Below are 22,319 nucleotides of genomic sequence, written 5' to 3'. Positions count from 1 at the left end.
GCCTTCAGGTTATTTCGACTGCTCAGAGCGACAGCGCCAGCAGGACCGGGGCGGCGCGGGAGGCGAGGGTCTCCGCCGTCTCGCGGAGGCGGAAGGACTGGTCCAGCGGGAGCGAGAAGCCGAGGGCGCCGACGCTCCCTCCGGCCGTGATCGGGACGGCGGCGCAGACGGTGTCGAGGGCGTACTCCTGGAGGTCCAGCACCGGGACGGTCGCCGGCTGGCGGTCCAGGCGGTGCAGTAGCACGGTCTGGTCGACCTCGGTGCGCTCGGTGAAGCGGGCGGCCGGGTAGCGGAAGAAGTGGTCCCGGCGGCCGTCGTGGTCGAGCTGGCCGAGCAGGCACTTGCCCAGGGCGCTGGCGTGGCCGGTGGCCCGGAAGTCCACCCATTCGTGGACGCTCGGGGTGGACGGGCCGTCCACCACCACGTCGACGGACACCTCGCCGTCCTGGTAGCGGCTGAAGTAGACGGCGGCGCCGAGTTCGTCCCGCAGTGACGAGAGCTTCGCCAGCAGCCGGGACTGGACCATCAGCTCGCGGTTGGCCTCCCCCAGCACGGCCAGCGCGCCGCCGAGGACGTAGGCGCCGTCGTCCAGACGCAGCAGGTAGCCCTCGCGCTCCAGGGTGCGCAGCAGCCGCCGCGCCGCCTCGATCGGGAGGCCGACCTCGGCGGCGAGCTCGGCCGGGGTGCCCCCGTGCGCGCGCCGGTCCACCGCTTCGAGCAGGCGCAATGCCCGCGCGACGGGGCCGCGCGGGGAGCCGGAGGGTGGGGCCGAATCGGCCGGACGGGTTCTGTTCTGTGCCGCCATGCCCATCAGAGTAATCAGCGGGACGTCCGATGGGCATGGCTTGCACGGAATGCGGGAATGACCGTACGTCAGTCCGACGGCACTTCCTGGATGATGGAGAACGTCGCACCCCACGGGTCGGACAGGGTCGCCATCCGGCCGAAGGGCGTGTCCTGCGGCGTCTGCAGGACGTTCGCCCCGCGCTTGACGGCGGCGTCGGCGGTGCTGTCGGTGTCGTCGACGCAGAAGTAGGTCATCCAGTGCGAGGGGACCTCGGGCGGGAAGTTCTGGTCCGTCATCGGGTTGATGCCGCCGACCGGGCGTCCGTCGACCTGGATGGTCAGGTAGCCGCCGGCCCCTTCGGGCGCTCCGGGGATCGGCCCGACGCCGAGGCCGAAGACGTTCTTGTAGAAGGCTGCGGAGGCCTCCGCGTCGCGGGTGTTGCACTCGTTCCAGGCGATCGCGCCCGGCTCGTTGACCAGCTGCGCGCCGATGAAGTCCTTGTTCTGCCAGACCCCGAAGACCGCGCCGGCCGGGTCGACCGAGACCATCATCCGGCCGAGGGTCATCACGTCCATCGGCGGCATCATGACCGTGCCGCCGGCCTTGCCGACGGCGGCCGCGGTGGCATCGGCGTCCGAGCTGGCCAGGTAGGTGGTCCACACGGTGGGCGTGGACTCGTCCATGGTCGGGCCGATGCCGGCGACCGGCAGGCCCTTGTACGTACAGACGGCGTAGCCGCCGGTCTCGGCGGGGCCGGGTTCGCCCTGCCAGCCGAGGATGTCGCGGTAGAAGTCGAGTGCTGCCTGCTGGTCCGGGACCATCAGGTCCACCCAGCAGGGGGTTCCAGGTGCGTAAGGGGCTTTGACTTCAGGCATCGGTGCGAGCCTCCGGAATGAGACGTGCGGACGGTCCCCCCGGAGGCCACTCTTCACCGTCCGGAGCCACTCCGCTACCGGAATCGCAAAATAGAACAAAAAAGCGAACCCCGGTGCGACGCTGCACCGGAGTCCGCTGGTCCTCACGCCTCGTCGGCGTTGCGGACGGCCTCGACTGCGGCCTGCAGCCGCCTGCCGTAGTCGGCGTCGGCCGCGTGGAAGAACGGCAGGACCCGCTCGACCACGTCGTCGCGGGCGACCGAGCCGATGGAGCCGGCCAGGTTGGCGATCAGACGGTTCTTCTCCCCGTCCGACATCAGCCGGTACAGCTCACCCGCCTGGAAGAAGTCGTCGTCCTTGGCGTGGGCCTGGGCCGCATGGGTGCCGGTCCAGCCGTGCACCGCGGTCGGGGCGGCCAGGGCCTGGTCGGTCTGGTGCGGGCCGTCGTAGGAGTTGGGCTCGTAGTTCTTGGCCCGTCCGGCCGGGTTGACCGCGCCGAGGCCGTCACGGCCGTAGTTCTGCGCGGTGGTCGCCCTGGGGGCGTTGACCGCGAGCTGGGTGTGGTTGACGCCCAGGCGGTAGCGGTGCGCGTCCGCGTAGGCGAACAGCCGGCCCTGGAGCATCTTGTCGGGCGAGGGGCCGATGCCGGGGACGAAGTTGTTCGGCGAGAACGCGGCCTGCTCGACCTCGGCGAAGACATTGTCCGGGTTGCGGTTCAGGACCAGCCGCCCGATCTTCTGCAGCGGGTAGTCCGCGTGCGGCCACACCTTGGTGAGGTCGAACGGGTTGAAGCGGTAGTCGGCGGCGTCGGCCACCGGCATCAGCTGAACGTGCACGGTCCAGGACGGGAAGATCCCGCGCTCGATGGCCTGGTGCAGGTCGCGCTGGTGGCTGTCCGCGTCCTGGCCGACCAGCTCGGCCGCCTGATTCGCATCCAGGCTGCGCACGCCCTGGTTGGTCTTGAAGTGGTACTTCACCCAGTAGGCGGCGCCGTCCGCGGCGACCCACTGGTAGGTGTGCGAGCCGTAGCCGTTCATGTGGCGGTAGGAGGCCGGGATGCCGCGGTCGCCGAACAGCCAGGTGATCTGGTGGAGCGACTCGGGCGAGTAGGACCAGTAGTCCCAGACGTTGTCCGCCTCCTGCACGCCGGTGAACGGGTCGCGCTTCTGCGAGTGGATGAAGTCGGGGAACTTGATCGGGTCCTTGATGAAGAACACCGGGGTGTTGTTGCCGACGAGGTCGTAGTTGCCCTCCTCGGTGTAGAACTTCAGCGCGAAACCGCGGGGGTCGCGGACGGCGTCGCCGGCGCCGAGGTTGCCGGCCACGGTGGAGAAGCGCAGGAAGACCTCGGTGCGCTTGCCGACCGTGTCCAGGAAGTTGGCCCGGGTGTACGGGGTGACGTCATCGGTCACCTCGAAGTAGCCGTAGGCGCCCGAGCCGCGGGCGTGCACCACGCGCTCCGGGATGCGCTCGCGGTTGAACCGGGCGAGCTTCTCTATCAGTTGCTGGTCCTGGATCAGGACCGGGCCGCCGATGCCGGCCTGGGCGCTGTTCTGGTTGTCGGCGACGGGGGCGCCGGACTCGGTGGTGAGGATTTTGGACATAGCGGTACCTCGGTAGTGGCTCGGGGAAAGTTGAAGGGTGGTGCGGCGGCTACTGGGCAAGGAGAGGCGCCGCGCGAAGCGCGCCGCATGAGGGTGGCGGCGGGCGACGGGAGGGCGTCAGACGCCCAGCAGCCGCCAGATCGCAGCCCGGCGGCGGGAGGTCTCCGCGCCGTCGGGGGTGTCGCCGGGCTGGAGTGCAGCGACCGCCGACTGGATAGACGATGCGTCAGCAAGAATGCGGGAAGCGGTGATTGACGTAGCCTCAGCCGGTGTGAGTCCGGCCTCGACGAGCGCCTGCTCGGCCTCCGCCGCCGGGACGAGGTTGAACCAGCGCAGCGCCAGCGCCGCGCGCCCCGCTTCGGTGAGGCGGCCGGTGAGGCGCAGCCGGGCCACGCCGCCGTCCGGGAAGACGTTCAGCCGCGCACCGGCGACCGGGCGGTGCGGTTCGACCCGGAAGCGGTGCCGGGTGTCGGGCTGGAGCCGGGTGCGCGGCAGCAGGTCGAACCACTCACCCGTCGCGGCGTCGCGGCCCGAGACCGAGGCCCAGCCGGGGCAGTTGGCGACGAAGTGGGTGGTGTCCAGCTCGATCGCCAGGACCTCGCCGGTGCCGGCCAGGTCCAGCTCAACCCAGTCGTTGTCCTTGTTGCGGCGGCGCCGGGTCTCCCAACCTTCGCCCATGACGGCCGCGCGGCCCAGGGAGTTGAGGTTGTGCGGGGAGGAGAAGTACCGGTCGGACGCGCCGGTGGCGACCCCGCCGTGCTCCTGCGCGGCCAGGTCGAAGGTCAGCCCGTCCAGGTCGCGCGGGTCGGGTACGACCTCGCCGTGGACGCGGAGCCGGGCGACGCCGCCGTCCGGCCAGATGTTGAGGCGGACGTGGGTGAAGCGCTGCTCAGTGTCGACCGGGAACTCATGGGCGGTGTCGCCCTTGAGCGCGGTGCGGGGGACGATCTCGGTCCACTCTGCGGCGGCCAGCTCGGCCGGGGAGGGGTGCCCGGGGACGGAGGCGGCCTCGACCGAGGCGGTCTCCGGGTAGTTGCCGGTGAAGTGGGCGGTGTCGACGATGACGCCGCGGACGACGCCCGCCGCGCCCAGCCGGACCACCGCCCAGTCGTGGTCCTCGTCGGTGGGGTGCGGCTCGTCGGCGCTCACGCCACGGCGACGGCGGGTCTCCCAGCCGTCCATGATCTGGCCCTTGTGCCCGAAGGTGTGCGGCCGGAACTCGGCGGAGGCCGCGACGATCAGGTTCTCCTTCTCGGCGAACAGCTCGTCATTGGCGTCCACCACCCCGGCGCCCAGCCCGCGGGCCGCGAGGTTGACCAACTCGGTGAAGGCGGTGGGCTGCTGACTGTCGGTCATGCTTCTCCTCGGACGATGATGCGGCCGATCGGACGGGCGTCCGCGTCGACGTCCACGACCTGGCCGCGAAGCCAGGTAGTACGGACGGCGCCGGTCAACGAGCGGCCTGCGTATGGGGTGACGGGATTACGGTGGTGCAGGCCCTCGGGGTCGACGGTGAAGGCGGCGTCGGGATCGAAGGCGACCAGGTCGGCGTCCATACCGGGGGCGATGGCCCCCTTCGTACACAGCCCGACCAGGGACGCCGGGCCCGCGCTCATCCAGCGCACGACGTCGGTGAGGGCGAAGCCGCGACGGCGGGCCTCGGTCCAGATGGCCGGCAGGCCGAGCTGGAGCGAGGCGATGCCGCCCCAGGCGGCGGCGAAGTCGCCGCTGCCGCCGTAGCGGGCGAGGTGCTTGAGGTCCGGCGTGGACGGCGAGTGGTCGGACACCACGGCCGCGAACTCCCCGTCCGCCAGGGCCTGCCAGAGCAGGTCGCGGTTGGACTCGTCCCGGATCGGCGGGCAGCACTTGAAGGCGGTGTCCCCGTCGGGGACCTGCTCGGCGGCCAGGGTGAGGTAGTGCGGGCAGGTCTCGGCGGTGACCTGGACGCCGTCGGCGCGGGCCTGCCGCAGCAGCGGCAGCACGGCGGCCGAGGAGACGTGCAGGATGTGCACCCGGGCGCCGGTGCGCCCGGCGGCGGCGAGCAGCCCGGCCACAGCGGTGGCCTCGGCGTCGTCCGGTCGGGAGGCGAGGAAGTCGGCGTAGTGCGGGCCCGGTTGCTGTGGCGCGGCGTCGAGGACGGCGGGGTCCTCTGCGTGGATGATGGCCAGCGCGCCGATCCGGGCCTGCTCCGCGAGGGCCTCTTCGAGTTGATCGCCCGTCAGATGTGGGAACTCGTCCACCCCGGAGGGGGCGAGGAAGCTCTTGAAGCCGAACACCCCTGCCCGGTACAGCGGTTCGAGATCAGCGGTGTTGCCGGGGATCGCACCGCCCCAGAGGCCGACGTCGACGAAGGTCTGGCCGTCGGCGGCCTTCCGCTTGGCCTCCAGGTTGGCGACCGTGGTGGTCGGCGGGATGGAGTTGAGCGGCATGTCGACGATCGTGGTGACCCCGCCGGCGGCGGCCGCGCGGGTCGCGGTGGCGAAGCCCTCCCACTCGGTCCGGCCCGGCTCGTTGACGTGCACGTGGCTGTCGACCAGGCCGGGCAGCAGCGCGAGGTCGCCGAGGTCGACGAGGTCGAGGTGCTCACCGTCGGCCTGCCCGTACGGCAGCACCTCGACGATCTTCCCCTCGCGGACCACGACATCGGCGGCCTGCTCCCCCTCGGGAAGGACGGCGCGACGGGATCGGAAGACCTGGGTCAACTCAACCTCCGGAATCGGTGCTGCGGCTCAGGTGGTACGGCTCAGGTGGTACGGGGAGACTACGGGCGGTTTCAACAAAACGTCAACGTTCGAATCTCCACATCGACTGCGCTCAGAGAAACCGCCGATCAGAGCAGGAACTGTTGAGCGATCCGCTCGCCCGCCAGCTCGGCCAGCTCCGCAGCGCGGGCGATGCTGTCGCCCGCCGCCGCGCCCGGTCCGGCCAGCGCGGCGAGTTCGTAGGCTGCGGCGAAACCGGCGGCGCGCCAGGTGGGACCGTCGAGTTCGAGTCGGCCTGCCACAGCGACCACCGGGACCCCCGCCCCGGCGGCCGCAGCGGCGACCCCGGCGGGGGCCTTGCCGTGCAGGGTCTGCACGTCCAGGCAACCCTCGCCGGTCACGACCAGGCCGGCTCCCCGCACAGCCTGGTCGAAGCCCAGCAGATCGAGCAGCAGCTCGATGCCGGGCCGCATATGGGCCCCCAGCAGCGCCATCGCGCCGAAGCCCAGGCCGCCGGCCGCGCCGGCGCCGGGCGCCTCGCACAGTTCGGTCCCGGTGGCCTTGGCGACCGCGTCGGCCCAGTGCGCCAGCGCCGCGTCCAGTTCGGCCACGTCAGCCGGGCTCGCGCCCTTCTGCGGGCCGTAGACGGCGGGGGCGCCGCGTGCGCCGAGCAGCGGGTTGTCGACATCGCCGGCGATCACCACGTCGACCCCGCCGAGAGTTCCCGCGACGGGTCCGAGGTTGAGGTGGTGCAGCCAGCGCAACGCGGCACCACCAGGAGGGAGGTCGGCGCCGTCGGCGTCCTGGAGCGTCGCACCGAGGGCCTGGGCCAGGCCGGCGCCACCGTCGGTGCAGGCGACTCCGCCCAGGCCGAGGACGATGCGGGTGCAGCCGAGCTCAAGCGATCGGGCGATCAGCTGCCCGGTGCCGTAGCTGCTCGCCGTCAGCGGTGCCGGGACCCCGCCGGGGAGCAGGGTCAGGCCGCTGGCCTGGGCGGCCTCGACTACAGCGGTGTCGTCGAGGACGGCGATGGCCGCGTCGACCGGTTCGCCGGTGGGGCCGCTGACCGTCAGCGCGATGCGGCGGTAGCCCGCAGCGAGCGCGGCCAGGACCGTGCCCTCCCCTCCGTCGGCGACGGGCAGCTTGCGGACGTCGGTGCCGGGCGCGATCCGCAGGATGCCCGCGGCGATGTGCTCGGCGGCCTCGGCGGCGGTCAGGCTGCCCTTGAACTTGTCGGGGGCGATGACCACATGACCGGTGGTCCTCTGGTGCTGGGTCATCGCCGTCCTCTTCTGCGTTTCACGGTGGGTCTCCTCCCGGCGGCGCGGGCACGACCGGATTCCATCATGGGATGGGTCACGCCGCCGGGAGGAAGCGAAGGAAGCTTGGTGCCCCCCGCGTCGGCGGGCACGACCGGAGATGGATACGCCGGCGCGGGGGGAGTTCTGGTGGCTAGGCCAGGGTGTTGAGGAGAGCACTGGGCGCGTCCGAGGCGCGTTCGGCGATCGGCTCGAACTCGTTCACCTTGTCGATCTCGACGCCCATCGACACATTGGTGACGCGTTCCAGGATCACCTCTACCACCACCGGCACCCGGAACTCGGCCGCGAGCTTCTTGGCCTGCTCGAACGCCGCGCCGAGCTCACTGGGGTCGAACACCCGGATCGCCTTGCAGCCCAGACCCTCGGCGACCTTGACGTGGTCCACGCCGTAGCCGTTGACTTCGGGAGCGTTGACGTTCTCGAAGGACAGCTGGACGTGGTAGTCCATGTCGAAGTTGCGCTGCGCCTGGCGGATCAGGCCCAGGTAGGCGTTGTTGACGACGACGTGGATGTAGGGGATCTGGAACTGCGCCCCCACCGCCAGCTCCTCGATCATGAACTGGAAGTCGTAGTCACCGGAGAGCGCGACGACCGTGCCCTCGGGGTCGGCGGTGGCGACGCCCAGCGCGGCCGGCAGGGTCCAGCCCAGCGGGCCGGCCTGGCCCGCGTTGATCCAGTTGCGCGGCCCGTAGACGTGCAGCATCTGCGCGGCCTGGATCTGGGAGAGGCCGATGGTGGTGACATAGCGGGTGTCGCGTCCGAAGGCGAGGTTCATCTCCTGGTAGACCCGCTGCGGCTTGACCGGCACATTCTCGAAGTCGGTCTTGCGCAGCAGTTCGCCCTTGCGCTCCTGGCAGCTCGCCGCCCACCCGCTGCGGTCCTTGATGCGCCCTGCCGCCTTGCGCTCGCGCGCCACCTCGACGAAGAGCTCCAGCGCGGCCCTGGCATCGGAGACGATGCCGAAGTCCGGGGCGAAGACGCGGCCGATCTGGGTCGGCTCGATGTCGACGTGGACGAAGGTACGCCCGGCCGTGTAGGTGTCGATGCCGCCGGTGTGGCGGTTGGCCCAGCGGTTGCCGATGCCCAGCACGAAGTCCGAGGAGAGCATGCTGGCGTTGCCGTAGCGGTGCGAGGTCTGCAGGCCGACCATGCCGGCCGTCAGCTCGTGGTCGTCCGGGATGCTGCCCCAGCCCATCAGGGTCGGGACCACCGGGACGCCGGTCAGCTCGGCGAACTCGACCAGCAGGTCGGCCGCGTCCGCGTTGATGACGCCGCCGCCGGAGACGATCAGCGGCCGGTCGGCGGCCTCCAGCAGGTCCAGCGCCTTCTCGATCTGGGCCCGCGACGCGGACGGCTTGTAGACCGGCAGCGGCTGGTAGGTCTCGATGTCGAACTCGATCTCGGCCATCTGGACGTCGATCGGCAGGTCGAGCAGGACCGGGCCGGGACGGCCGGAGCGCATCAGGTGGAAGGCTTGCTGGAAGGCGCCCGGCACCTGGGCAGGCTCCAGCACGGTCATCGCCATCTTGGTGAGCGGCTTGGCGATGGAGGTGATGTCGACGGCCTGGAAGTCCTCCTTGTGGAGCTTCGAGACCGGCGCCTGCCCGGTGATGCACAGGATCGGGATGGAGTCCGCGCTCGCCGAGTACAGACCGGTGATCATGTCGGTGCCGGCCGGGCCGCTGGTGCCGATGCAGACGCCGATGTTGCCGGCCTTGGCGCGGGTGTAGCCCTCCGCCATGTGCGAGGCGCCCTCGACGTGGCGCGCCAGGATGTGGGTCAGCCCGCCGTTGGTCCGCATCGCGGAGTAGAACGGGTTGATCGCCGCACCCGGAAGGCCGAACAGGTGCGTGACGCCCTCGGCCTTGAGGATCTCAACAGCCGCCTGGGCGGCAGTCATACGTGCCATGTCAGTTGACCTTCCGTCCGGCGAAGCGCTCGACGCCGCGCAGCAGTGCCGAGTGGTCCAGCGAGCCGTCGCCGTTGGCCCGGGCCGAGGCGACGAGCTGGGCGACCAGGGAGCCGACCGGCAGCGGCGCCTCGACGGCGCGGGCGGCGGCGGTGACGATGCCCATGTCCTTGTGGTGCAGGTCGATCCGGAAGCCCGGGGCGAACTGGCGGTCGACCATGTTGGCCTTCTTGCGGTTCAGCACGGTGGAGCCGGCGAGGCCGCCCGCGAGGACGTCCAGCGCGGCCGGGAGGTCGACGCCGGCGTTCTCCAGGAAGACCACGGCCTCGGCCACGACCTGGATGTTCACCGCGACGATCAGCTGGTTGGCGGCCTTGACGGTCTGTCCGGCACCGGCCGGGCCGACGTGGATGACCGTGGTGCCCAGCGCGTCGAACAGTGGCTTCGCCTCGGCGAAGTCGGCGGCGCTGCCGCCGACCATGATCGAGAGCACCGCCTCGATGGCACCGGCCTCGCCACCGGACACCGGGGCGTCCAGGGTGCGGATCCCCTTCGCGGCGGCGGCCTCGGCGACCCTGGCGGAGGTCTGCGGGGTGATGCTGCTCATGTCGATGACCAGGGTGCCGGGCTTGGCGTTCTCAAGGACCCCGCCCTCGCCCAGGATGACCTGCTCGACCTGCGGGTCGGCGGGGACCATGGTGATCACGACCTCGGCCTCCGCGACGGCCTCGGCGATGCTGGCCGCTGCGCGGCCGCCGTCCGCGACGAGCTTGTCGATGGCGGGCTGGGTCAGGTTGAAGCCGGTGACGGTGTGGCCGGCCTTGACCAGGTTGGCAGCCATCGGGCTGCCCATGATTCCGAGGCCGATGAACGCGATGGTGCGGGGTGACATGTGGTGCTCCTCAGGGGGTGCAAGTTGAGGGGGTGGGAGGGTGCGGGTCTGCGGGGGCTTGTCGCGCAGTTCCCCGCGCCCCTGAGCGGTGGTCAATGACGCGAGAGAAAGTTGCAGCCCCCTAGGGGCGCGGGGAACTGCGCGACAAGCCACCTACGAACGTGCACTGGTGCGCAGGTCCCGGGGCAGCCAGGCGAAGGGGTCCTGCGCTTCCGCCGCCTTGTACTCCAGGCCGATGTACCCGGTGTAGCCCACGGCGTCGAGACGGCTGAGCAGGGACGGGAAGTCCAGCTCTCCCGAGCCCGGGAAGGTACGGGCCGGGGCGTCGGCCACCTGTACGTGGCCGATGCGGTCGGCGTGGGTGTCGATGACCGACAGGAGGTCCTCGCCGTTGCGGGCCAGGTGGTAGAGGTCGCAGAGGAAGCGGGTGTTGTCGAGGCCGGTGACGGCGTTGACCTGGTCCACCACCGCGACGGCGTCCTTGCTGGAGAGCAGCCCGTAGAGCGGCGCCTCCGGCGCGTTCAGTGCCTCGACCAGGAGGGTCGCGCCGATGCCGTGGACGGCCTGCGCGGCGAGCGCGAGGTTCTCCAGCGCCAGTTCGTCCTGGACGTCGATGTCCACCCCCTCCACCCGGTTGCCGTAGAGCGCGTTCAGCGAGCGGCAGCCGAGCGACTCGGCGAGGCCGACCGCGACCGCGATGTTGTCGCGGAACTGCTGGGACTCGGCCGGCCGCGAGAGCAGGCCCTTGGAGCCCGCCGCCATGTTCCCGGCGTCGAAGTTGAGCCCGGTGAGCTGGACGCCGGCGTCGGTGAAGGCGCGGCGCAGCGCGTCCAGGTCGCTGTCGGGCGGGGTCGGGCCGTCCAGGGTCCACCAGAGTTCGGCGGCGTCGAAGCCGGCTGCCGCCGCCGCGGCGGGGCGCTCGAACAGCGGGAGCTCGGTGAAGAGGATCGACAGGTTCACGGTCCAGCGCTGGTCGAACCAGTCGTTCTGCGCGGCGGCGGTCATGCGATCACCCAATCAACAATTCCACAATACGGAAGCTTGTTTCTGCTTGATGGAACTATCGCATGGCGGCGCGCGGGACTGTCAAGGGCTTCCGCAACAAAATGTTGAAGTTGGCCGGTCATCACCCCAGCCCGCCCCCGAACGGTCGGATACGCTGCGCCCGTGCGATTGAAGGTGGAGTTCACGACAGAGCCGTTCGAACTCGACGGCTTCCCCGACCATGCCAAGGCCGCCCGCCGAGCCGTGGACGAGGCGGGACTGACGGTCGACGTCGGCCCGTTCGGCACCAGCGCGGAGGGCGAGGCCACTGCCGCCCTCGCGGCCGTCGAACGACTGCTCCGGGAGACCCTGGCCAGCGGCGCCACCCGGATCTCACTCCAGGTCAGCACCCTGGACGAGACCGGCCTGCCGATAGCCGAGCGAGAGGAGGACGGCGCATGAGCCGCGAGGAGCACCCGCTGGCGCAGGCCATCAAGCCGCTCCTGGACGCGGTCGGCGCCACCGCGGTCAGCCCGGCCGACGCCCGGCCCGACGACGTCCTGCTGGAGTGGGACGATCAGCCGGCCGTGGCCGTACGGCTCCCCGGACTGGAGAGCGCGCTGGACCGGCTGCTCGGCGAGGTGCGCCGGCAGTTCGGCGGCGCGGAGCTGACCACGCTGGACCGGGCGAGCAAGCAGCGGGTGGTGGCGCAGCTGGAAGAGCGCGGCGCCTTCACCATCCGGCACGGGGTGGAGACCGTCGCGACGGCGCTCGGCGTCAGCCGCTTCACGGTCTACAACTACCTCAACCGGCAGCAGGCGACCGCAGCCAAGGACACCTGAGCACCGTCAACACGGTTTCAACAAACTGTTGACGTACGGCGGCCCGTAGACCTAGCTTTTGGATGACGCCCCTCCGAGGAGGTCATCCGTGGCCCTGTCCACCTCCGCGCTCGCCCGGCTCGAAGCCGGGCTCGACGAGATCTGCTCCAGCCCCGCCTGGGCGAAGCTCGTCCGGACCGCCGGCCCCTGGGCCGACTCCGACGCCGTGCACGCCGCCAATGCCGCGGCGATGGCCCGGCTCAGCGCCGCCGACCTGGCCGACGCGATGGCGGGGCACGCCCGGATCGGGCAGCCCAAGGCCGGGGACGCGACCTCCGAACGCGAGCAGTCCGGTGTCCGGGCCGCCGACCACGCCCTGCTGGACGAGCTGGCGCAGGCCAACGCCGACTACGAGGCCAAGTTCGGCCATGTCTTCCTGATCTGCGCCACCGGCCGCACCGCCGAGATGATGCTCGGCGCCCTGCGCGAGCGCTACGGCAACGACGCCGCGACCGAGCGCGAGACCGTCCGCGGTGAGCTGCTGAAGATCAACGACATCCGTATCGACCGGCTTCTCACCGAGAACTGACGGAGCATCATGACGTCCATCTCCACCCATGTGCTGAACACCAGCACCGGCCGCCCCGCCGAGGGCGTCCCGGTCGAGCTGGCCCAGCGAGGGGCCGACGGCGGCTGGACCGTCCTCGGCGGCTCCAAGACCGACGCCGACGGCCGCTGCAAGGACCTGCCGGTCCCGGACACGGCGGCGGGGACGGTCCTGCGGCTGAACTTCACCACCGAGGGCCCCTTCTTCCCCGAGGTCTCCATCGTCTTCGACGTCGACCCGGCCCAGGCCCACTACCACGTACCCCTGCTGCTCAACCCGTACGGGTACTCCGTCTACCGAGGAAGCTAGAGAACCCATGGCTCACGTTCTTGGCCAGAACCAGTACGGAAAGGCGGAGACCCGTGTCGTCCGCATCCACCGCGACGGTGCCCGCCACGAGATCAAGGACCTGAACGTCTCGGTCGCCCTCTCCGGCGACCTGGACGACGTCCACCTCACCGGCTCCAACGCCAACTGCCTGCCGACCGACACCACCAAGAACACGGTGTACGCGTTCGCCAAGGAGCACGGCATCGAGTCCGCCGAGGCCTTCGGCATCCTCCTGGCCCGACACTTCGTCGACAACAACGAGCCGATCCACCGGGCCCGGATCCGGATCGAGGAGTACAGCTGGGACCGGATCAGCACGCCGGACAACTCGGCGCCATATCTTGAGAAGCGCAGCATAGGATCGGAAGAGGTCGGCCACTCCTTCGTCCGCAACGGCGGCGAGATCCGCACCGCGCAGATCACCTATGACGGCAGCCGCTTCGAGGTCATCTCCGGCCTCAAGGAACTGACCGTCATGAACTCCACCAACTCGGAGTTCTGGGGCTACATCAAGGACAAGTACACCACCCTCAAGGAGGCATACGACCGGATCCTGGCCACCCAGGTGACGGCCCGCTGGGCGCACTCCTGGAGCGGCGAGGAGACCCAGCCCAACTGGGAGCGCTCGTACCCCCAGGTACGCCGCCACCTGTTGGAGGCCTTCGCCGAGACCTACTCCTACTCGCTGCAGCAGACCCTGTACGCGATGGGCAGCCGGGTCCTGAACAACCGCGCCGAGGTGGACGAGGTCCGCTTGGAGCTGCCCAACAAGCACCACTTCCTGGTGGACCTGGAACCGTTCGGCCTCAAGAACAACAACGAGGTCTACTTCGCCGCGGACCGCCCGTACGGTCTGATCGAGGGTACGGTTCACCGCGAGGGCGTGACCCCGGTCATCCCGGTGGCCTAGCCCTCCCCCAGATCCACCCCAGGGATTCTCCCGCCGTCCCGCCCTGGGCAGCCCCACCCGACGGCGGTCCCGCCAACCGCCATCGCCGAGGAGCTGAGACAAGCAGATGACAACCCTCCCCCCGTCCTCCGACGAGCGCATCGTCATCGAGAACGCGGCCATCGCCACCGTGGACGCCGCCGACAACGAGTACACCCGCGGGCATGTCGTGATCGCCGGCAACCGCATCGAGTCGGTCGGCGAGGGCCCCGCACCGCAGTGGCTGCAGGGCGTGGTGCGCCGGATCAACGCCGAGGGCCACCTGGTCACCCCGGGCCTGGTCAACACCCACCACCACTTCTACCAGTGGATCACCCGCGGGCTCGCGCAGGACACCATCCTGTTCGACTGGCTGGTCGCGCTCTACCCGACCTGGGCCCGGATCGACGACCGGCTGGTCCACGCCGCCGCCCAGGGGTCGACGGCCGCCCTGCTGAAGTCCGGCTGCACCACCGCCAGCGACCACCACTACGTCTTCCCCAGGGACGGCGGCGACATCCTCGGCGCCGAGATCGAGGCGGTGGCCGAGCTCGGCATGCGCTTCACCGCGCTGCGCGGCTCGATGGACCGCAGCAAGAAGGACGGCGGCCTGCCGCCGGACCACGCGGTGGAGGAGACCGAGGCGATCCTGATCGCCTCGGAAGCCGCCGTGGACCGCTACCACGACGCCTCGTTCGACTCGATGCTGCAGATCGCCATCGCGCCCTGCTCGCCGTTCTCGGTCTCCACCGAGCTGATGCGCGAGGCCGCCGTGCTGGCCCGGCGCAAGGGCGTACGGCTGCACACCCACGGCTCGGAGACGGCCGAGGAGGAGCAGTTCTGCAAGGAACTGTTCGGCATGGGCCCGACCGACTACTTCGAGTCCACCGGCTGGCTGGGCGAGGACGTGTGGATGGCGCACTGCGTCCACATGAACGACTCCGACATCGCCAAGTTCGCCGAGACCGGCACCGGTGTCGCGCACTGCCCCTCCTCCAACGCCCGCCTCGCGGCCGGTATCGCCCGGGTCCCGGACATGCTCGCGGCCGGCGTCCCGGTCGGCCTGGGCGTGGACGGCACCGCGTCCAACGAGTCCGGCGAGCTCGGCACCGAGCTGCGCAACGCGCTGCTGATCAACCGGCTGCACGGCCGCCCCGACGCGCTCACCGGGCGCAAGGCGCTGCGCCTGGGCACGATGGGCGGCGCCAGGGTGCTGGGCCGGCAGAACGAGATCGGCTCCATCGAGGTCGGCAAGCTGGCCGACCTGGCGCTGTGGAAGATCGACGGGGTGATGCACTCCTCGATCGCCGACCCGGTTGCCGCGCTCACCTTCGGCGCGCTGCCGCCGCTGACCCTGCTCCTGGTCAACGGCCGCCCGGTGGTCGAGAACGGCCACCTGACCACGGTCAACGAGGACCGCATCGCCAAGGCCGCCGCCGACGCGGCCAAGGAGCTGACTTCCCGCACCTGAACTGGTGCAAGAACCCCCTGTTCTCCGGGTGCCGCTGGACGGTGTGGCACCCGGGCTCCCCGGCCGCGCCCTGCGCGCAGCCGGGGACCGCGGCCCCGGATCCACGGCGAGGATCCGGGGCCGCGGCGTGCCCGTGCGGACCGACTCCGACCCGACTCTGCCCAGATGACATACCAGCGGGTATGTTGGCACTCCAAAGGTGTTACCCATTAGTAGGGAGTCAGGTATGCGGGCGATACAGATCACCGAGTTCGGCGGCCCCGAGGTACTGCGGCCGGTCGAGCTGCCCGATCCTGTGGCCAAACCGGGGCAGCTGCTGATCGATGTCGCCGCGGTCGGCGTGAACTACGCGGACACCCACTCCGTGGAGGACTCCTACCTCTCCCGCAGTACCCTGCCGATGGTGCCCGGCGGCGAGGTCGTCGGTCGGACCGCGGACGGGCGCCGGGTGGTCGCGCTCACCGCCACCGGCGGCTACGCCGAGAAGGCCGTGGCCTGGGAGAACATGGCGACCGAGGTGCCCGACGAGGTTTCCGACGGGGCCGCGCTGGCGCTGGTCGTCCAGGGCCTGACGGCCTGGCACCTGCTGCGGACGGCCGGACGCATGGCCCCGGGCGAGACCGTGGTGGTACACGCGGCGGCGGGCGGCACCGGCTCGCTGGCGGTGCAGCTGGCCCGGCGCTTCGGGGCCGGACGGATCATCGCCACCGCGTCCAGCAAGGAGAAGCGGGACCTGGCCCTGGAGCTCGGCGCGGACGTCGCGGTGGAGGCCGAGGCCGAGGGGCTGAAGGAGCGCCTGGTCGAGGCCAACGGCGGCGCCAAGGTCGACCTGGTGCTGGAGATGACCGGCGGCCCGGTGTTCGACGCCTCGCTGGCCGCGCTGGCCCCGTTCGGGCGGCTGGTGACCTACGGCATGGCGTCGCGCACCGAACCGCGTCCGGTGGCCGCCGGAAAGCTGATGGCGCACTCGACCGCCGTGGTCGGCTTCTGGCTGATGCACTGCATGGGCAAGCCCGCGCTGCACGCCGAGCCGATGGCGGAGCTGCTGCACATGGTTGCCGCCGGCGAGCTCAACCCGCTGGTGGGCGAGGCGTACCCGATGTCCGAGGCCGCACGGGCTCACACTGAGCTGCGCGCTCGGCGGACCACGGGGAAGCTGGTGCTGGACCCCCGGCGGTAAGGTGCACCGTTCTGCATGGTTTGTCGCGCAGTTCCCCGCGCCCCTGGGGGTCTGCAACTGGCCCAGTTGCAGTTGCCCAGGGGCGCGGGGAACTGCGCGACAAGCCCGCTACGGTCCGCAGTCAAGAGCCCATGCCTAGCCACCGCTGTTCTGACGGTCCATCATCTGCCTCGTAGGACACGATCCCGGGAGGCATCATGTCGAAGAAGACCCGCAAGCGCAGCTGGCGCAGGCGCAAGGCCAACCACGGGCGGCGCCCCAACTGCCGCTGACAGGCAATCAGGCGGCGGTGACCGGGAAGGACCTCCCCAGGTTGCTCCCGGTCACCGCCGCCGGTCGTGACTGCCCGCTCAGCCCAGCAGGGCGTACCCGGGCAGGGTCAGGAAGTCGGGGAACTCCTCGGCCAGCGCCACCTGCTCGAACAGCCCGGCCGCGTCCGTCCAGCGTCCGGACTGGTACGCCTCGTCGCCCAACTCGGCGCGCAGCTCCGCGAGTTCGGTGGCGACCAAGTCGCGGACCAGCTCCGGGGTGACCTTGACGCCGGTGTCGTCCAGCACCACGCCGTTGTAGATCCACTGCCAGATCTGCGAACGGGAGATCTCCGCGGTGGCGGCGTCCTCCATCATGTTGAAGATGGCGACGGCGCCCAGGCCGCGCAGCCATGCCTCGATGTAGCGGATGCCGACCTGGACCGCGTTGTGCAGCCCGACCGCGGTGCACTGCCCCTCCGCGCCGGCGATGTCCAGCAGTTCGGCGGCGGTGACGGCGCCGGCCGGGTGGACGTCCTTCTGGTGGGGGCGGTCGCCGAGCACCGCGTCGAAGGCGGTCCGGCAGATCGGCACCAGGTCCGGGTGGGCCACCCAGGAGCCGTCGAAGCCGTTGCCGGCCTCGCGCTCCTTGTCGGCGGTGACCTTCTCCATCGCGGCGGCGTTGACGGCCGGGTCGCGGCGGGAGGGGATGAACGCGGCCATCCCGCCGATGGCGTGGGCACCGCGCCGGTGGCAGGTCTGGACGAGGAGTTGGGCGTAGGCGCGCATGAACGGCGAGGTCATGCCCACGGAGTTGCGGTCGGGGAGGATGTACTGCTCCCCGGCGTCACGCAGGTTCTTGATGATGGAGAAGAGGTAGTCCCAGCGCCCGGCGTTGAGCCCGGCGGCGTGGTCGCGCAGCTCGTAGAGGATCTCGTCCATCTCGAAGGCCGCGGTGATGGTCTCGATCAGGACGGTGGCCTTGATGGTGCCGTGCTCAATTCCGAGGGTCTCCTGGGCATGGGTGAAGACCTCGTTCCAGAGCCGGGCCTCCAGGTGGCTCTCGGTCTTGGGGAGGTAGAAGTACGGGCCCGAGTTGGGGTCCTCGGGACCGCGGGCCAGCAGCCGGGTGGCGTTGTGGAAGAAGTAGAGCCCGAAGTCGACGAAGGCGCCGGCCACCGGCTCGCCGTCCACCAGCAGATGCGCCTCGTCCAGGTGCCAGCCGCGCGGCCGGACCACGACGGTGGCGAGCTCGGCGTCGGGGCGCAGGGCGTAGCTCTTGCCGGCCTCGGTGCTGAAGTCGATGCGGCGCTCGAAGGCGTCGATCAGATTGATCTGCCCCTCGACGACATTGCTCCAGGTCGGCGCGGTGGCGTCCTCGAAGTCGGCGAGCCAGACCTTGGCACCGGAGTTGAGCGCATTGACGACCATCTTGCGGTCGGTGGGGCCGGTGATCTCGACCCGGCGGTCCTGCAGGGCGCGGGGCGCGGGGGCGACCTTCCAGTCCCGGCTTCGGACGGCGGCGGTCTCCGGGAGGAAGTCGAGGGTGCCCTCGGCGGCGATCCGGGCGCGGCGCTCCTTGCGCAGGGCCAGCAGTTCGCGTCGGCGCGGCCCGAAGCGGCGGGACAGACCGGCGACAAAGGCGAGCGCCTCCGGCGTCAGGACCTCCTCACCACGGTCGACCGGGAGGCCGGCGACGAGGATGGATTCGGGTTCGGCTTCCTGCGGTCCTGCCATGGTCCAGTGCTCCTTCGGGATGATGATCGAAAGGCGTGCTCGGTACCCTCGGTCTTCTGTAAGGTGGAGGCTAGTTTCCGCGATACAGAATTTCAACACTTTGTTGATGTTGATCGCGGCACACCGTACCCCTGCCCTGGAAGGTAGTCCTGTGGCGGTATCCCCCGCATCGATCGACGCACCGACAGCTGACCGCTCCGGAGGCGTCCAGTCCGTCGAGCGTGCCTTCCAGCTGCTCGAAGTGCTCGCCGACTCGGGCGGGGTGAGCACGCTGAGCGATCTCGCGGCGGCCTCGGGACTGCCGATGCCCACCATCCACCGCCTGGTCCGCACCCTGGTCCAACAGGGGTACGTCCGCCAGGACACCGCCCGCCGCTACACCCTCGGCCCCCGGCTGATCCGCCTCGGCGAGACCGCCGGACGGCTGCTGGGCAGCTGGGCCCGGCCGTACCTGGCCGAGCTGATGGAGGCCACCGGCGAGACGGCGAACCTCGCCGTCCTGGAGGCAGGCGAGGTCGTCTACGTGGGGCAGGTGCCCTCCCGGCACTCCATGCGGATGTTCACCGAGGTCGGCCGCAGGGTGCAGCCGCACTGCACCGCCGTCGGCAAGATCCTGCTGGCGCAGTTGCCCCGGGAGGAGGCCGCGGGGGTACTCGGCAGCGGGGCGCTGCCCGCGCACACCGCACACACCGTCACCGACCCGTCCCTGCTGCTCTCCCAGTTCGACGCGATCCGTGCAGGCGGCTACGCCGTGGACGACCAGGAACAGGAGATCGGCGTCCGCTGCATCGCCGTCCTGGTCCCCGGCGCACCCACGCCCACGGCGCTCTCCATCTCGGGGCCGGAGGCCCGGGTGCAGGCGCTGGAGTCGCGGAGCGGGGGGCTCATTCCGCAGATGCGGGAGATTGCTGTTCGGTTGGGCAACGCTTTGGGGACGGCTGACTGAACGTAGATGGTTGTTCGCGCAGTTCCCCGCGCCCCTGGGGGTCTGCAACTGGCTCAGTTGCAATTGCTCAGGGGCGCGGGGAACTGCGCGACAAACCATGCACACGGTAGAGCGCCCCGCTAACCCCGCCACCGCTCCCATTGGTCAACGGTGTCGACGTCGTCTCCCGTGGCAACGTCCCCACACTCCACCAACAAAACCTCCCCCGCCCGCGCAGCGAACAGCGCCCGCGCCCCGGCGTCCCCCACCGCACCCTCCGCCGCCTCCGCCCAGTACCGCGCCGGGATGAGCACCGGATGCCCCCGCATTCCCCCGTACGCCGCCGCAGCCAACCCCTCCGAAGCAAGCAGCCGCGCCACCGCCGCCGACGTCAGCCCGGGCGTGTCGACCAGCGCGACCAGCGCCGACGGCGCGTCCGCGGGCAGCGCGCTGAGCCCCGCACGGAGCGAGGACCCCATCCCGGACGCCCAGTCCGCGTTGCGCACGACCCCGCAGTCACCGAGCTCGGCCGTCGCAAGGACCTCCTCGACCCCCGCGCCCAGGACGACCACGATCCACTCGCACCCCCCCGCCCGCAGCACCGCCAGCGCATGCTCGATCAGCGGGCGCCCCCGGTACGGCAGCAGCGCCTTGGGGCCGAGCCCGAGACGGCGACCCGCGCCGGCGGCCAGCAGCAGGGCGACAGGTGGTGTGGAGGGCATGCGTCCAGTCTGCCGGGAGGGACCCGGACCCCGCGTTGGACGAAACTACAGCCGTACCAGCACCCCCTCCCCCGTTCACCGGGGCTTCACCCGCTGGACCGCCGCCCGGCGCGGCCGTTCTACTGAGCCAATGCCCAGCACTGCCGTCTTCTCCCCCCTGATGGACCGCCTCGGCCGGGTCCACACCGATCTGCGGGTCTCCCTCACCGACCGGTGCAACCTGCGCTGCAGCTACTGCATGCCGGAGGAGGGCCTGGCCTGGCTGCCGAAGCCGGAGCTGCTGACCGACGACGAGCTGGTCCGGCTGGTCGGCCTGGCGACCGCGCGGCTGGGCATCCGCACGGTCCGGCTCACCGGCGGGGAGCCGCTGCTGCGGCGCGGGCTGCCGGGCCTGATCGCGCGGCTGACCGCGCTGCCGTGCGCGCCGGAGCTGTCGATCACCACCAACGGCATCGGCCTGGCCCGCACCGCCGCCGCCCTGCGGGAGGCCGGACTGCGCCGGGTCAACGTCAGCCTGGACACGCTGCGGCCCGAGCGCTTCGCCCGGATCACCCGCCGCGACCGGCTCCCGGACGTGCTGCTGGGCCTGGCCGCGGCGCAGGCCGCAGGGCTGGCCCCGGTGAAGATCAACGCCGTGCCCGTGCGCGGCGTCAACGACGACGAGATCGCCGACCTGGCCGCCTTCGCGGTCGAGCACGGCTACCGGATGCGCTTCATCGAGTCCATGCCGCTGGACGCCCAGGGCGCCTGGGACCGGGCCAGGATGGTCAGCGCCGACGAGATCCTGGAACAGCTCGGTGAACGCTTCGAGCTGGAGCCGCTGCCCCGCCAGGGCAACGCCCCCGCCGAGGAGTGGCGCGTCGTCGGGACGGACGCCGCCATCGGCGTGATCGCCAGCGTGACCCGACCGTTCTGCGGCGGCTGCGACCGGGTCAGGCTCACCGCCGACGGCCAGCTCCGGAACTGCCTGTTCGCGGCCACCGAGTCCGATCTGCGCGCCCTGCTCAGAGGCGGTGCCGACGACGACACCGTCGAGGCCGCCTGGCGCGCCTCGGTCGCCGGCAAGGGCCCCGGCCACGCGATCAACAGCGCGGACTTCCGGCAGCCGGACCGCCCGATGTCGGCCATCGGCGGCTGATCGCACGCATTCCTGCACGATCCTTGCAGTCCCGTCCGATAAAGGGCCTCCCCGAACCCGTTTGGATCAGCGAGGATGTTAGAGCGCAGCCCGCCCCGACCGGAACGGACGGTTCGTCATGCCCGCCACGCCGCAGCCCGAAAGCCAGGGGGCTTCACAGCCCTCTGCCCGCCCGGTGCGCTGCCCGTCCTGCCGCCGGGAGCACGCCTACGAGCCCTCGGTGTTCCCGTGTCCCTGCGGGGCCAGCCTCAAGGTGCCGCTGCTGCGCGGCGGGGTGCCGGTCCAGGTCCGGTTCCGCTCCTGGGAGGACTCCTGGCTGAGCATGCGCTGCCCGTCCTGCGGCCGGTCCGAGCAGTGGCCGCAGCCCGAGTTCACCTGCTCCTGCGGGGCCACCGTGCGGCTGCCGGTGGACACCGACCGCAGGCCGGTGCCGATCGCGCCGCCCAAGCCGCCGCCGGTCCAGCGCCCGGCGGTCCAGCACCCGGCCGGGCAGCAGCCGCCCGTCGTGCCGCCCCCGGTGGCCCGGCGCCCGGCGCCCTCGCGACCGCCGTTCGTCCCGCATCCGGTGCGGACCTCGGAGGACGCGATCCTGGCCGCCGCCCGTTATCTGGAGTGGCTGGGCTTCGGCACGCTGGAGGTGTCCGACTCGCAGGACCGTGAGGGGGTGTGCCTGCTGGGCAGCACGGTCGTCGCCCAGGTCGACACCTGGACCGAACCGGCCGACCTGCGCGCGGTCGAGTGCCTGTGGCTGAACACCCTGCACGCCGACGAACTGCAGCCGGTGATGTTCACGCTGGCCGGCTACAACCAGGAGTCCCGCAACCGGGCGGACCAGCTGCTGGTGGCCCTCTTCGAGCTGGATCTGGAGGGCGTGCCGCAACCGGTGAACTCCGCGGCCCGGGAGCTGTTGCGCACCGGCGGCTCGAACTGACGTATCGTCAGTTGGAACTGGGCGTGTGTTTGATCTGGCGCGGGTGGTCGACTCGTGTTGCAATTCCGTCACCCCTCAGCTTCACCAGGCGGGTTCAAGTCGACGCAAGCAGGCCACCAGCGGGGTTCGCAGGGGTACGGGGCGTCGCGCCCCGAAAAATTGGAGTACCGGCCAGCAGCACGGAGGGGAGCCGTCCTTGTCGGTCA

At 71.0% G+C, this 22,319-nt stretch carries 21 protein-coding genes; 10 read left to right on the top strand and 11 right to left on the bottom strand.

All coding sequences use genetic code 11. The features are described from left to right. Positions 1 to 22: 22 nt before the first annotated feature. The 9 genes from ABH941_RS06900 to ABH941_RS06860 all read right to left on the bottom strand — a co-directional run bounded on the left by ABH941_RS06900 (position 23) and on the right by ABH941_RS06860 (position 11,096). Positions 23 to 805, bottom strand: a complete 783-nt coding sequence (locus ABH941_RS06900; RefSeq protein WP_370127688.1) for an IclR family transcriptional regulator — start codon at positions 803 to 805, stop codon at positions 23 to 25. A gap of 68 nt (positions 806 to 873) precedes the next feature. Further along, entirely contained in the window at positions 874 to 1,662 is a 789-nt protein-coding gene (locus ABH941_RS06895) for a VOC family protein (RefSeq protein ID WP_370127687.1), read from the bottom strand. A 143-nt stretch (positions 1,663 to 1,805) separates the two neighbouring features. After that, a complete protein-coding gene (locus ABH941_RS06890) occupies positions 1,806 to 3,266 on the bottom strand; it encodes a catalase (protein WP_370127686.1) in 1,461 nt (486 codons plus the stop codon). 117 nt (positions 3,267 to 3,383) lie between these two features. Continuing rightward, positions 3,384 to 4,622, bottom strand: a complete 1,239-nt coding sequence (gene alc / locus ABH941_RS06885; RefSeq protein ID WP_370127685.1) for an allantoicase — start codon at positions 4,620 to 4,622, stop codon at positions 3,384 to 3,386. Further along, a complete protein-coding gene (gene allB / locus ABH941_RS06880; protein WP_370127761.1) occupies positions 4,619 to 5,983 on the bottom strand; it encodes an allantoinase AllB in 1,365 nt (454 codons plus the stop codon). Before allB ends, alc begins: the two co-directional genes overlap by 4 nt. 113 nt (positions 5,984 to 6,096) lie before the next feature. Continuing rightward, positions 6,097 to 7,248: a glycerate kinase gene (locus ABH941_RS06875; RefSeq protein ID WP_370127684.1), complete on the bottom strand. Its 1,152-nt coding sequence runs from the start codon at positions 7,246 to 7,248 to the stop codon at positions 6,097 to 6,099. A 172-nt stretch (positions 7,249 to 7,420) separates the two neighbouring features. Further along, complete coding sequence (gene gcl, locus ABH941_RS06870; RefSeq protein WP_370127683.1) at positions 7,421 to 9,199, bottom strand: glyoxylate carboligase; 1,779 nt, start codon at positions 9,197 to 9,199, stop codon at positions 7,421 to 7,423. A 1-nt stretch (position 9,200) separates the two neighbouring features. Further along, the gene (locus ABH941_RS06865; RefSeq protein WP_370127682.1) at positions 9,201 to 10,091 is read right to left on the bottom strand and encodes a 2-hydroxy-3-oxopropionate reductase; all 891 of its coding nucleotides are present in this window, start codon (positions 10,089 to 10,091) and stop codon (positions 9,201 to 9,203) included. A gap of 153 nt (positions 10,092 to 10,244) precedes the next feature. After that, positions 10,245 to 11,096, bottom strand: coding sequence for a TIM barrel protein (locus ABH941_RS06860; protein ID WP_370127681.1), 852 nt, complete (start codon positions 11,094 to 11,096; stop codon positions 10,245 to 10,247). 162 nt (positions 11,097 to 11,258) lie between these two features. Between ABH941_RS06860 and ABH941_RS06855 the strand changes: the two genes are divergently transcribed. The 7 genes from ABH941_RS06855 (at position 11,259) to ABH941_RS06825 (ending at position 16,412) form a co-directional block, all read left to right on the top strand. Next, on the top strand, positions 11,259 to 11,537 hold the full coding sequence (locus tag ABH941_RS06855) for a thiamine-binding protein (protein WP_370127680.1): 279 nt from the start codon (positions 11,259 to 11,261) through the stop codon (positions 11,535 to 11,537). After that, a complete protein-coding gene (locus ABH941_RS06850) occupies positions 11,534 to 11,917 on the top strand; it encodes a helix-turn-helix domain-containing protein (RefSeq protein ID WP_370127679.1) in 384 nt (127 codons plus the stop codon). The genes ABH941_RS06855 and ABH941_RS06850 overlap by 4 nt, the downstream gene beginning before the upstream one ends. 88 nt (positions 11,918 to 12,005) lie before the next feature. Then, positions 12,006 to 12,485, top strand: coding sequence for a 2-oxo-4-hydroxy-4-carboxy-5-ureidoimidazoline decarboxylase (gene uraD / locus ABH941_RS06845; protein WP_370127678.1), 480 nt, complete (start codon positions 12,006 to 12,008; stop codon positions 12,483 to 12,485). A 9-nt stretch (positions 12,486 to 12,494) separates the two neighbouring features. Next, positions 12,495 to 12,812 carry a hydroxyisourate hydrolase gene (gene uraH / locus ABH941_RS06840; RefSeq protein WP_370127677.1) on the top strand — a complete coding sequence of 106 codons (318 nt, stop codon included), beginning with the start codon at positions 12,495 to 12,497 and terminating at the stop codon, positions 12,810 to 12,812. A 7-nt stretch (positions 12,813 to 12,819) separates the two neighbouring features. Beyond that, complete coding sequence (gene pucL / locus ABH941_RS06835) at positions 12,820 to 13,743, top strand: factor-independent urate hydroxylase (protein WP_370127676.1); 924 nt, start codon at positions 12,820 to 12,822, stop codon at positions 13,741 to 13,743. Between the two features lie 106 nt (positions 13,744 to 13,849). Next, a complete protein-coding gene (locus ABH941_RS06830; protein ID WP_370127675.1) occupies positions 13,850 to 15,232 on the top strand; it encodes an 8-oxoguanine deaminase in 1,383 nt (460 codons plus the stop codon). Between the two features lie 226 nt (positions 15,233 to 15,458). After that, positions 15,459 to 16,412: a zinc-binding alcohol dehydrogenase family protein gene (locus ABH941_RS06825; protein ID WP_370127674.1), complete on the top strand. Its 954-nt coding sequence runs from the start codon at positions 15,459 to 15,461 to the stop codon at positions 16,410 to 16,412. 350 nt (positions 16,413 to 16,762) lie between these two features. Here ABH941_RS06825 and aceB read toward each other — a convergent pair whose 3' ends face one another. Next, positions 16,763 to 18,397 (bottom strand): malate synthase A, encoded by a 1,635-nt coding sequence (gene aceB / locus ABH941_RS06820; RefSeq protein ID WP_370127673.1) that lies wholly within the window; start codon positions 18,395 to 18,397, stop codon positions 16,763 to 16,765. A gap of 151 nt (positions 18,398 to 18,548) precedes the next feature. Here aceB and ABH941_RS06815 point away from each other — a divergent pair, with 151 nt between their 5' ends. After that, positions 18,549 to 19,343, top strand: a complete 795-nt coding sequence (locus ABH941_RS06815) for an IclR family transcriptional regulator (RefSeq protein ID WP_370127672.1) — start codon at positions 18,549 to 18,551, stop codon at positions 19,341 to 19,343. Positions 19,344 to 19,462: 119 nt separating this feature from the next. On the opposite strand, the gene ABH941_RS06810 is transcribed toward ABH941_RS06815, so the two are convergent. After that, positions 19,463 to 20,044 carry an NTP transferase domain-containing protein gene (locus ABH941_RS06810; protein ID WP_370127671.1) on the bottom strand — a complete coding sequence of 194 codons (582 nt, stop codon included), beginning with the start codon at positions 20,042 to 20,044 and terminating at the stop codon, positions 19,463 to 19,465. A gap of 130 nt (positions 20,045 to 20,174) precedes the next feature. On the opposite strand from ABH941_RS06810, the gene moaA reads away from it, so the two are divergent. Together moaA and ABH941_RS06800 are read left to right on the top strand one after the other, a co-directional pair. Then, positions 20,175 to 21,182: a GTP 3',8-cyclase MoaA gene (gene moaA, locus ABH941_RS06805; RefSeq protein ID WP_370127670.1), complete on the top strand. Its 1,008-nt coding sequence runs from the start codon at positions 20,175 to 20,177 to the stop codon at positions 21,180 to 21,182. Between the two features lie 118 nt (positions 21,183 to 21,300). After that, on the top strand, positions 21,301 to 22,113 hold the full coding sequence (locus tag ABH941_RS06800; RefSeq protein ID WP_370127669.1) for a hypothetical protein: 813 nt from the start codon (positions 21,301 to 21,303) through the stop codon (positions 22,111 to 22,113). The last annotated feature ends 206 nt before the right edge of the window (positions 22,114 to 22,319 follow it).

Origin of the sequence: Streptacidiphilus sp. EB103A (genome assembly GCF_041261405.1) — a bacterium.
GTDB lineage: Bacteria > Actinomycetota > Actinomycetes > Streptomycetales > Streptomycetaceae > Streptacidiphilus.
The sequence above is the reverse complement of the archived record's forward strand: the minus strand, read 5'-3'. Positions and strand labels throughout refer to the sequence as shown.

Bases quoted from the DNA above. Each gene is read 5' to 3' on its own strand.
- ABH941_RS06900 (WP_370127688.1), bottom strand. From the start codon at position 805: ATGGCGGCACAGAACAGAACCCGTCCGGCCGATTCGGCCCCACCCTCC.
- ABH941_RS06895 (WP_370127687.1), bottom strand. From the start codon at position 1,662: ATGCCTGAAGTCAAAGCCCCTTACGCACCTGGAACCCCCTGCTGGGTG.
- ABH941_RS06890 (WP_370127686.1), bottom strand. From the start codon at position 3,266: ATGTCCAAAATCCTCACCACCGAGTCCGGCGCCCCCGTCGCCGACAAC.
- alc (WP_370127685.1), bottom strand. From the start codon at position 4,622: ATGACCGACAGTCAGCAGCCCACCGCCTTCACCGAGTTGGTCAACCTC.
- ABH941_RS06875 (WP_370127684.1), bottom strand. From the start codon at position 7,248: ATGACCCAGCACCAGAGGACCACCGGTCATGTGGTCATCGCCCCCGAC.
- gcl (WP_370127683.1), bottom strand. From the start codon at position 9,199: ATGGCACGTATGACTGCCGCCCAGGCGGCTGTTGAGATCCTCAAGGCC.
- ABH941_RS06865 (WP_370127682.1), bottom strand. From the start codon at position 10,091: ATGTCACCCCGCACCATCGCGTTCATCGGCCTCGGAATCATGGGCAGC.
- ABH941_RS06860 (WP_370127681.1), bottom strand. From the start codon at position 11,096: ATGACCGCCGCCGCGCAGAACGACTGGTTCGACCAGCGCTGGACCGTG.
- ABH941_RS06850 (WP_370127679.1), top strand. From the start codon at position 11,534: ATGAGCCGCGAGGAGCACCCGCTGGCGCAGGCCATCAAGCCGCTCCTG.
- uraH (WP_370127677.1), top strand. From the start codon at position 12,495: ATGACGTCCATCTCCACCCATGTGCTGAACACCAGCACCGGCCGCCCC.
- pucL (WP_370127676.1), top strand. From the start codon at position 12,820: ATGGCTCACGTTCTTGGCCAGAACCAGTACGGAAAGGCGGAGACCCGT.
- ABH941_RS06830 (WP_370127675.1), top strand. From the start codon at position 13,850: ATGACAACCCTCCCCCCGTCCTCCGACGAGCGCATCGTCATCGAGAAC.
- ABH941_RS06825 (WP_370127674.1), top strand. From the start codon at position 15,459: ATGCGGGCGATACAGATCACCGAGTTCGGCGGCCCCGAGGTACTGCGG.
- aceB (WP_370127673.1), bottom strand. From the start codon at position 18,397: ATGGCAGGACCGCAGGAAGCCGAACCCGAATCCATCCTCGTCGCCGGC.
- ABH941_RS06810 (WP_370127671.1), bottom strand. From the start codon at position 20,044: ATGCCCTCCACACCACCTGTCGCCCTGCTGCTGGCCGCCGGCGCGGGT.
- moaA (WP_370127670.1), top strand. From the start codon at position 20,175: ATGCCCAGCACTGCCGTCTTCTCCCCCCTGATGGACCGCCTCGGCCGG.
- ABH941_RS06800 (WP_370127669.1), top strand. From the start codon at position 21,301: ATGCCCGCCACGCCGCAGCCCGAAAGCCAGGGGGCTTCACAGCCCTCT.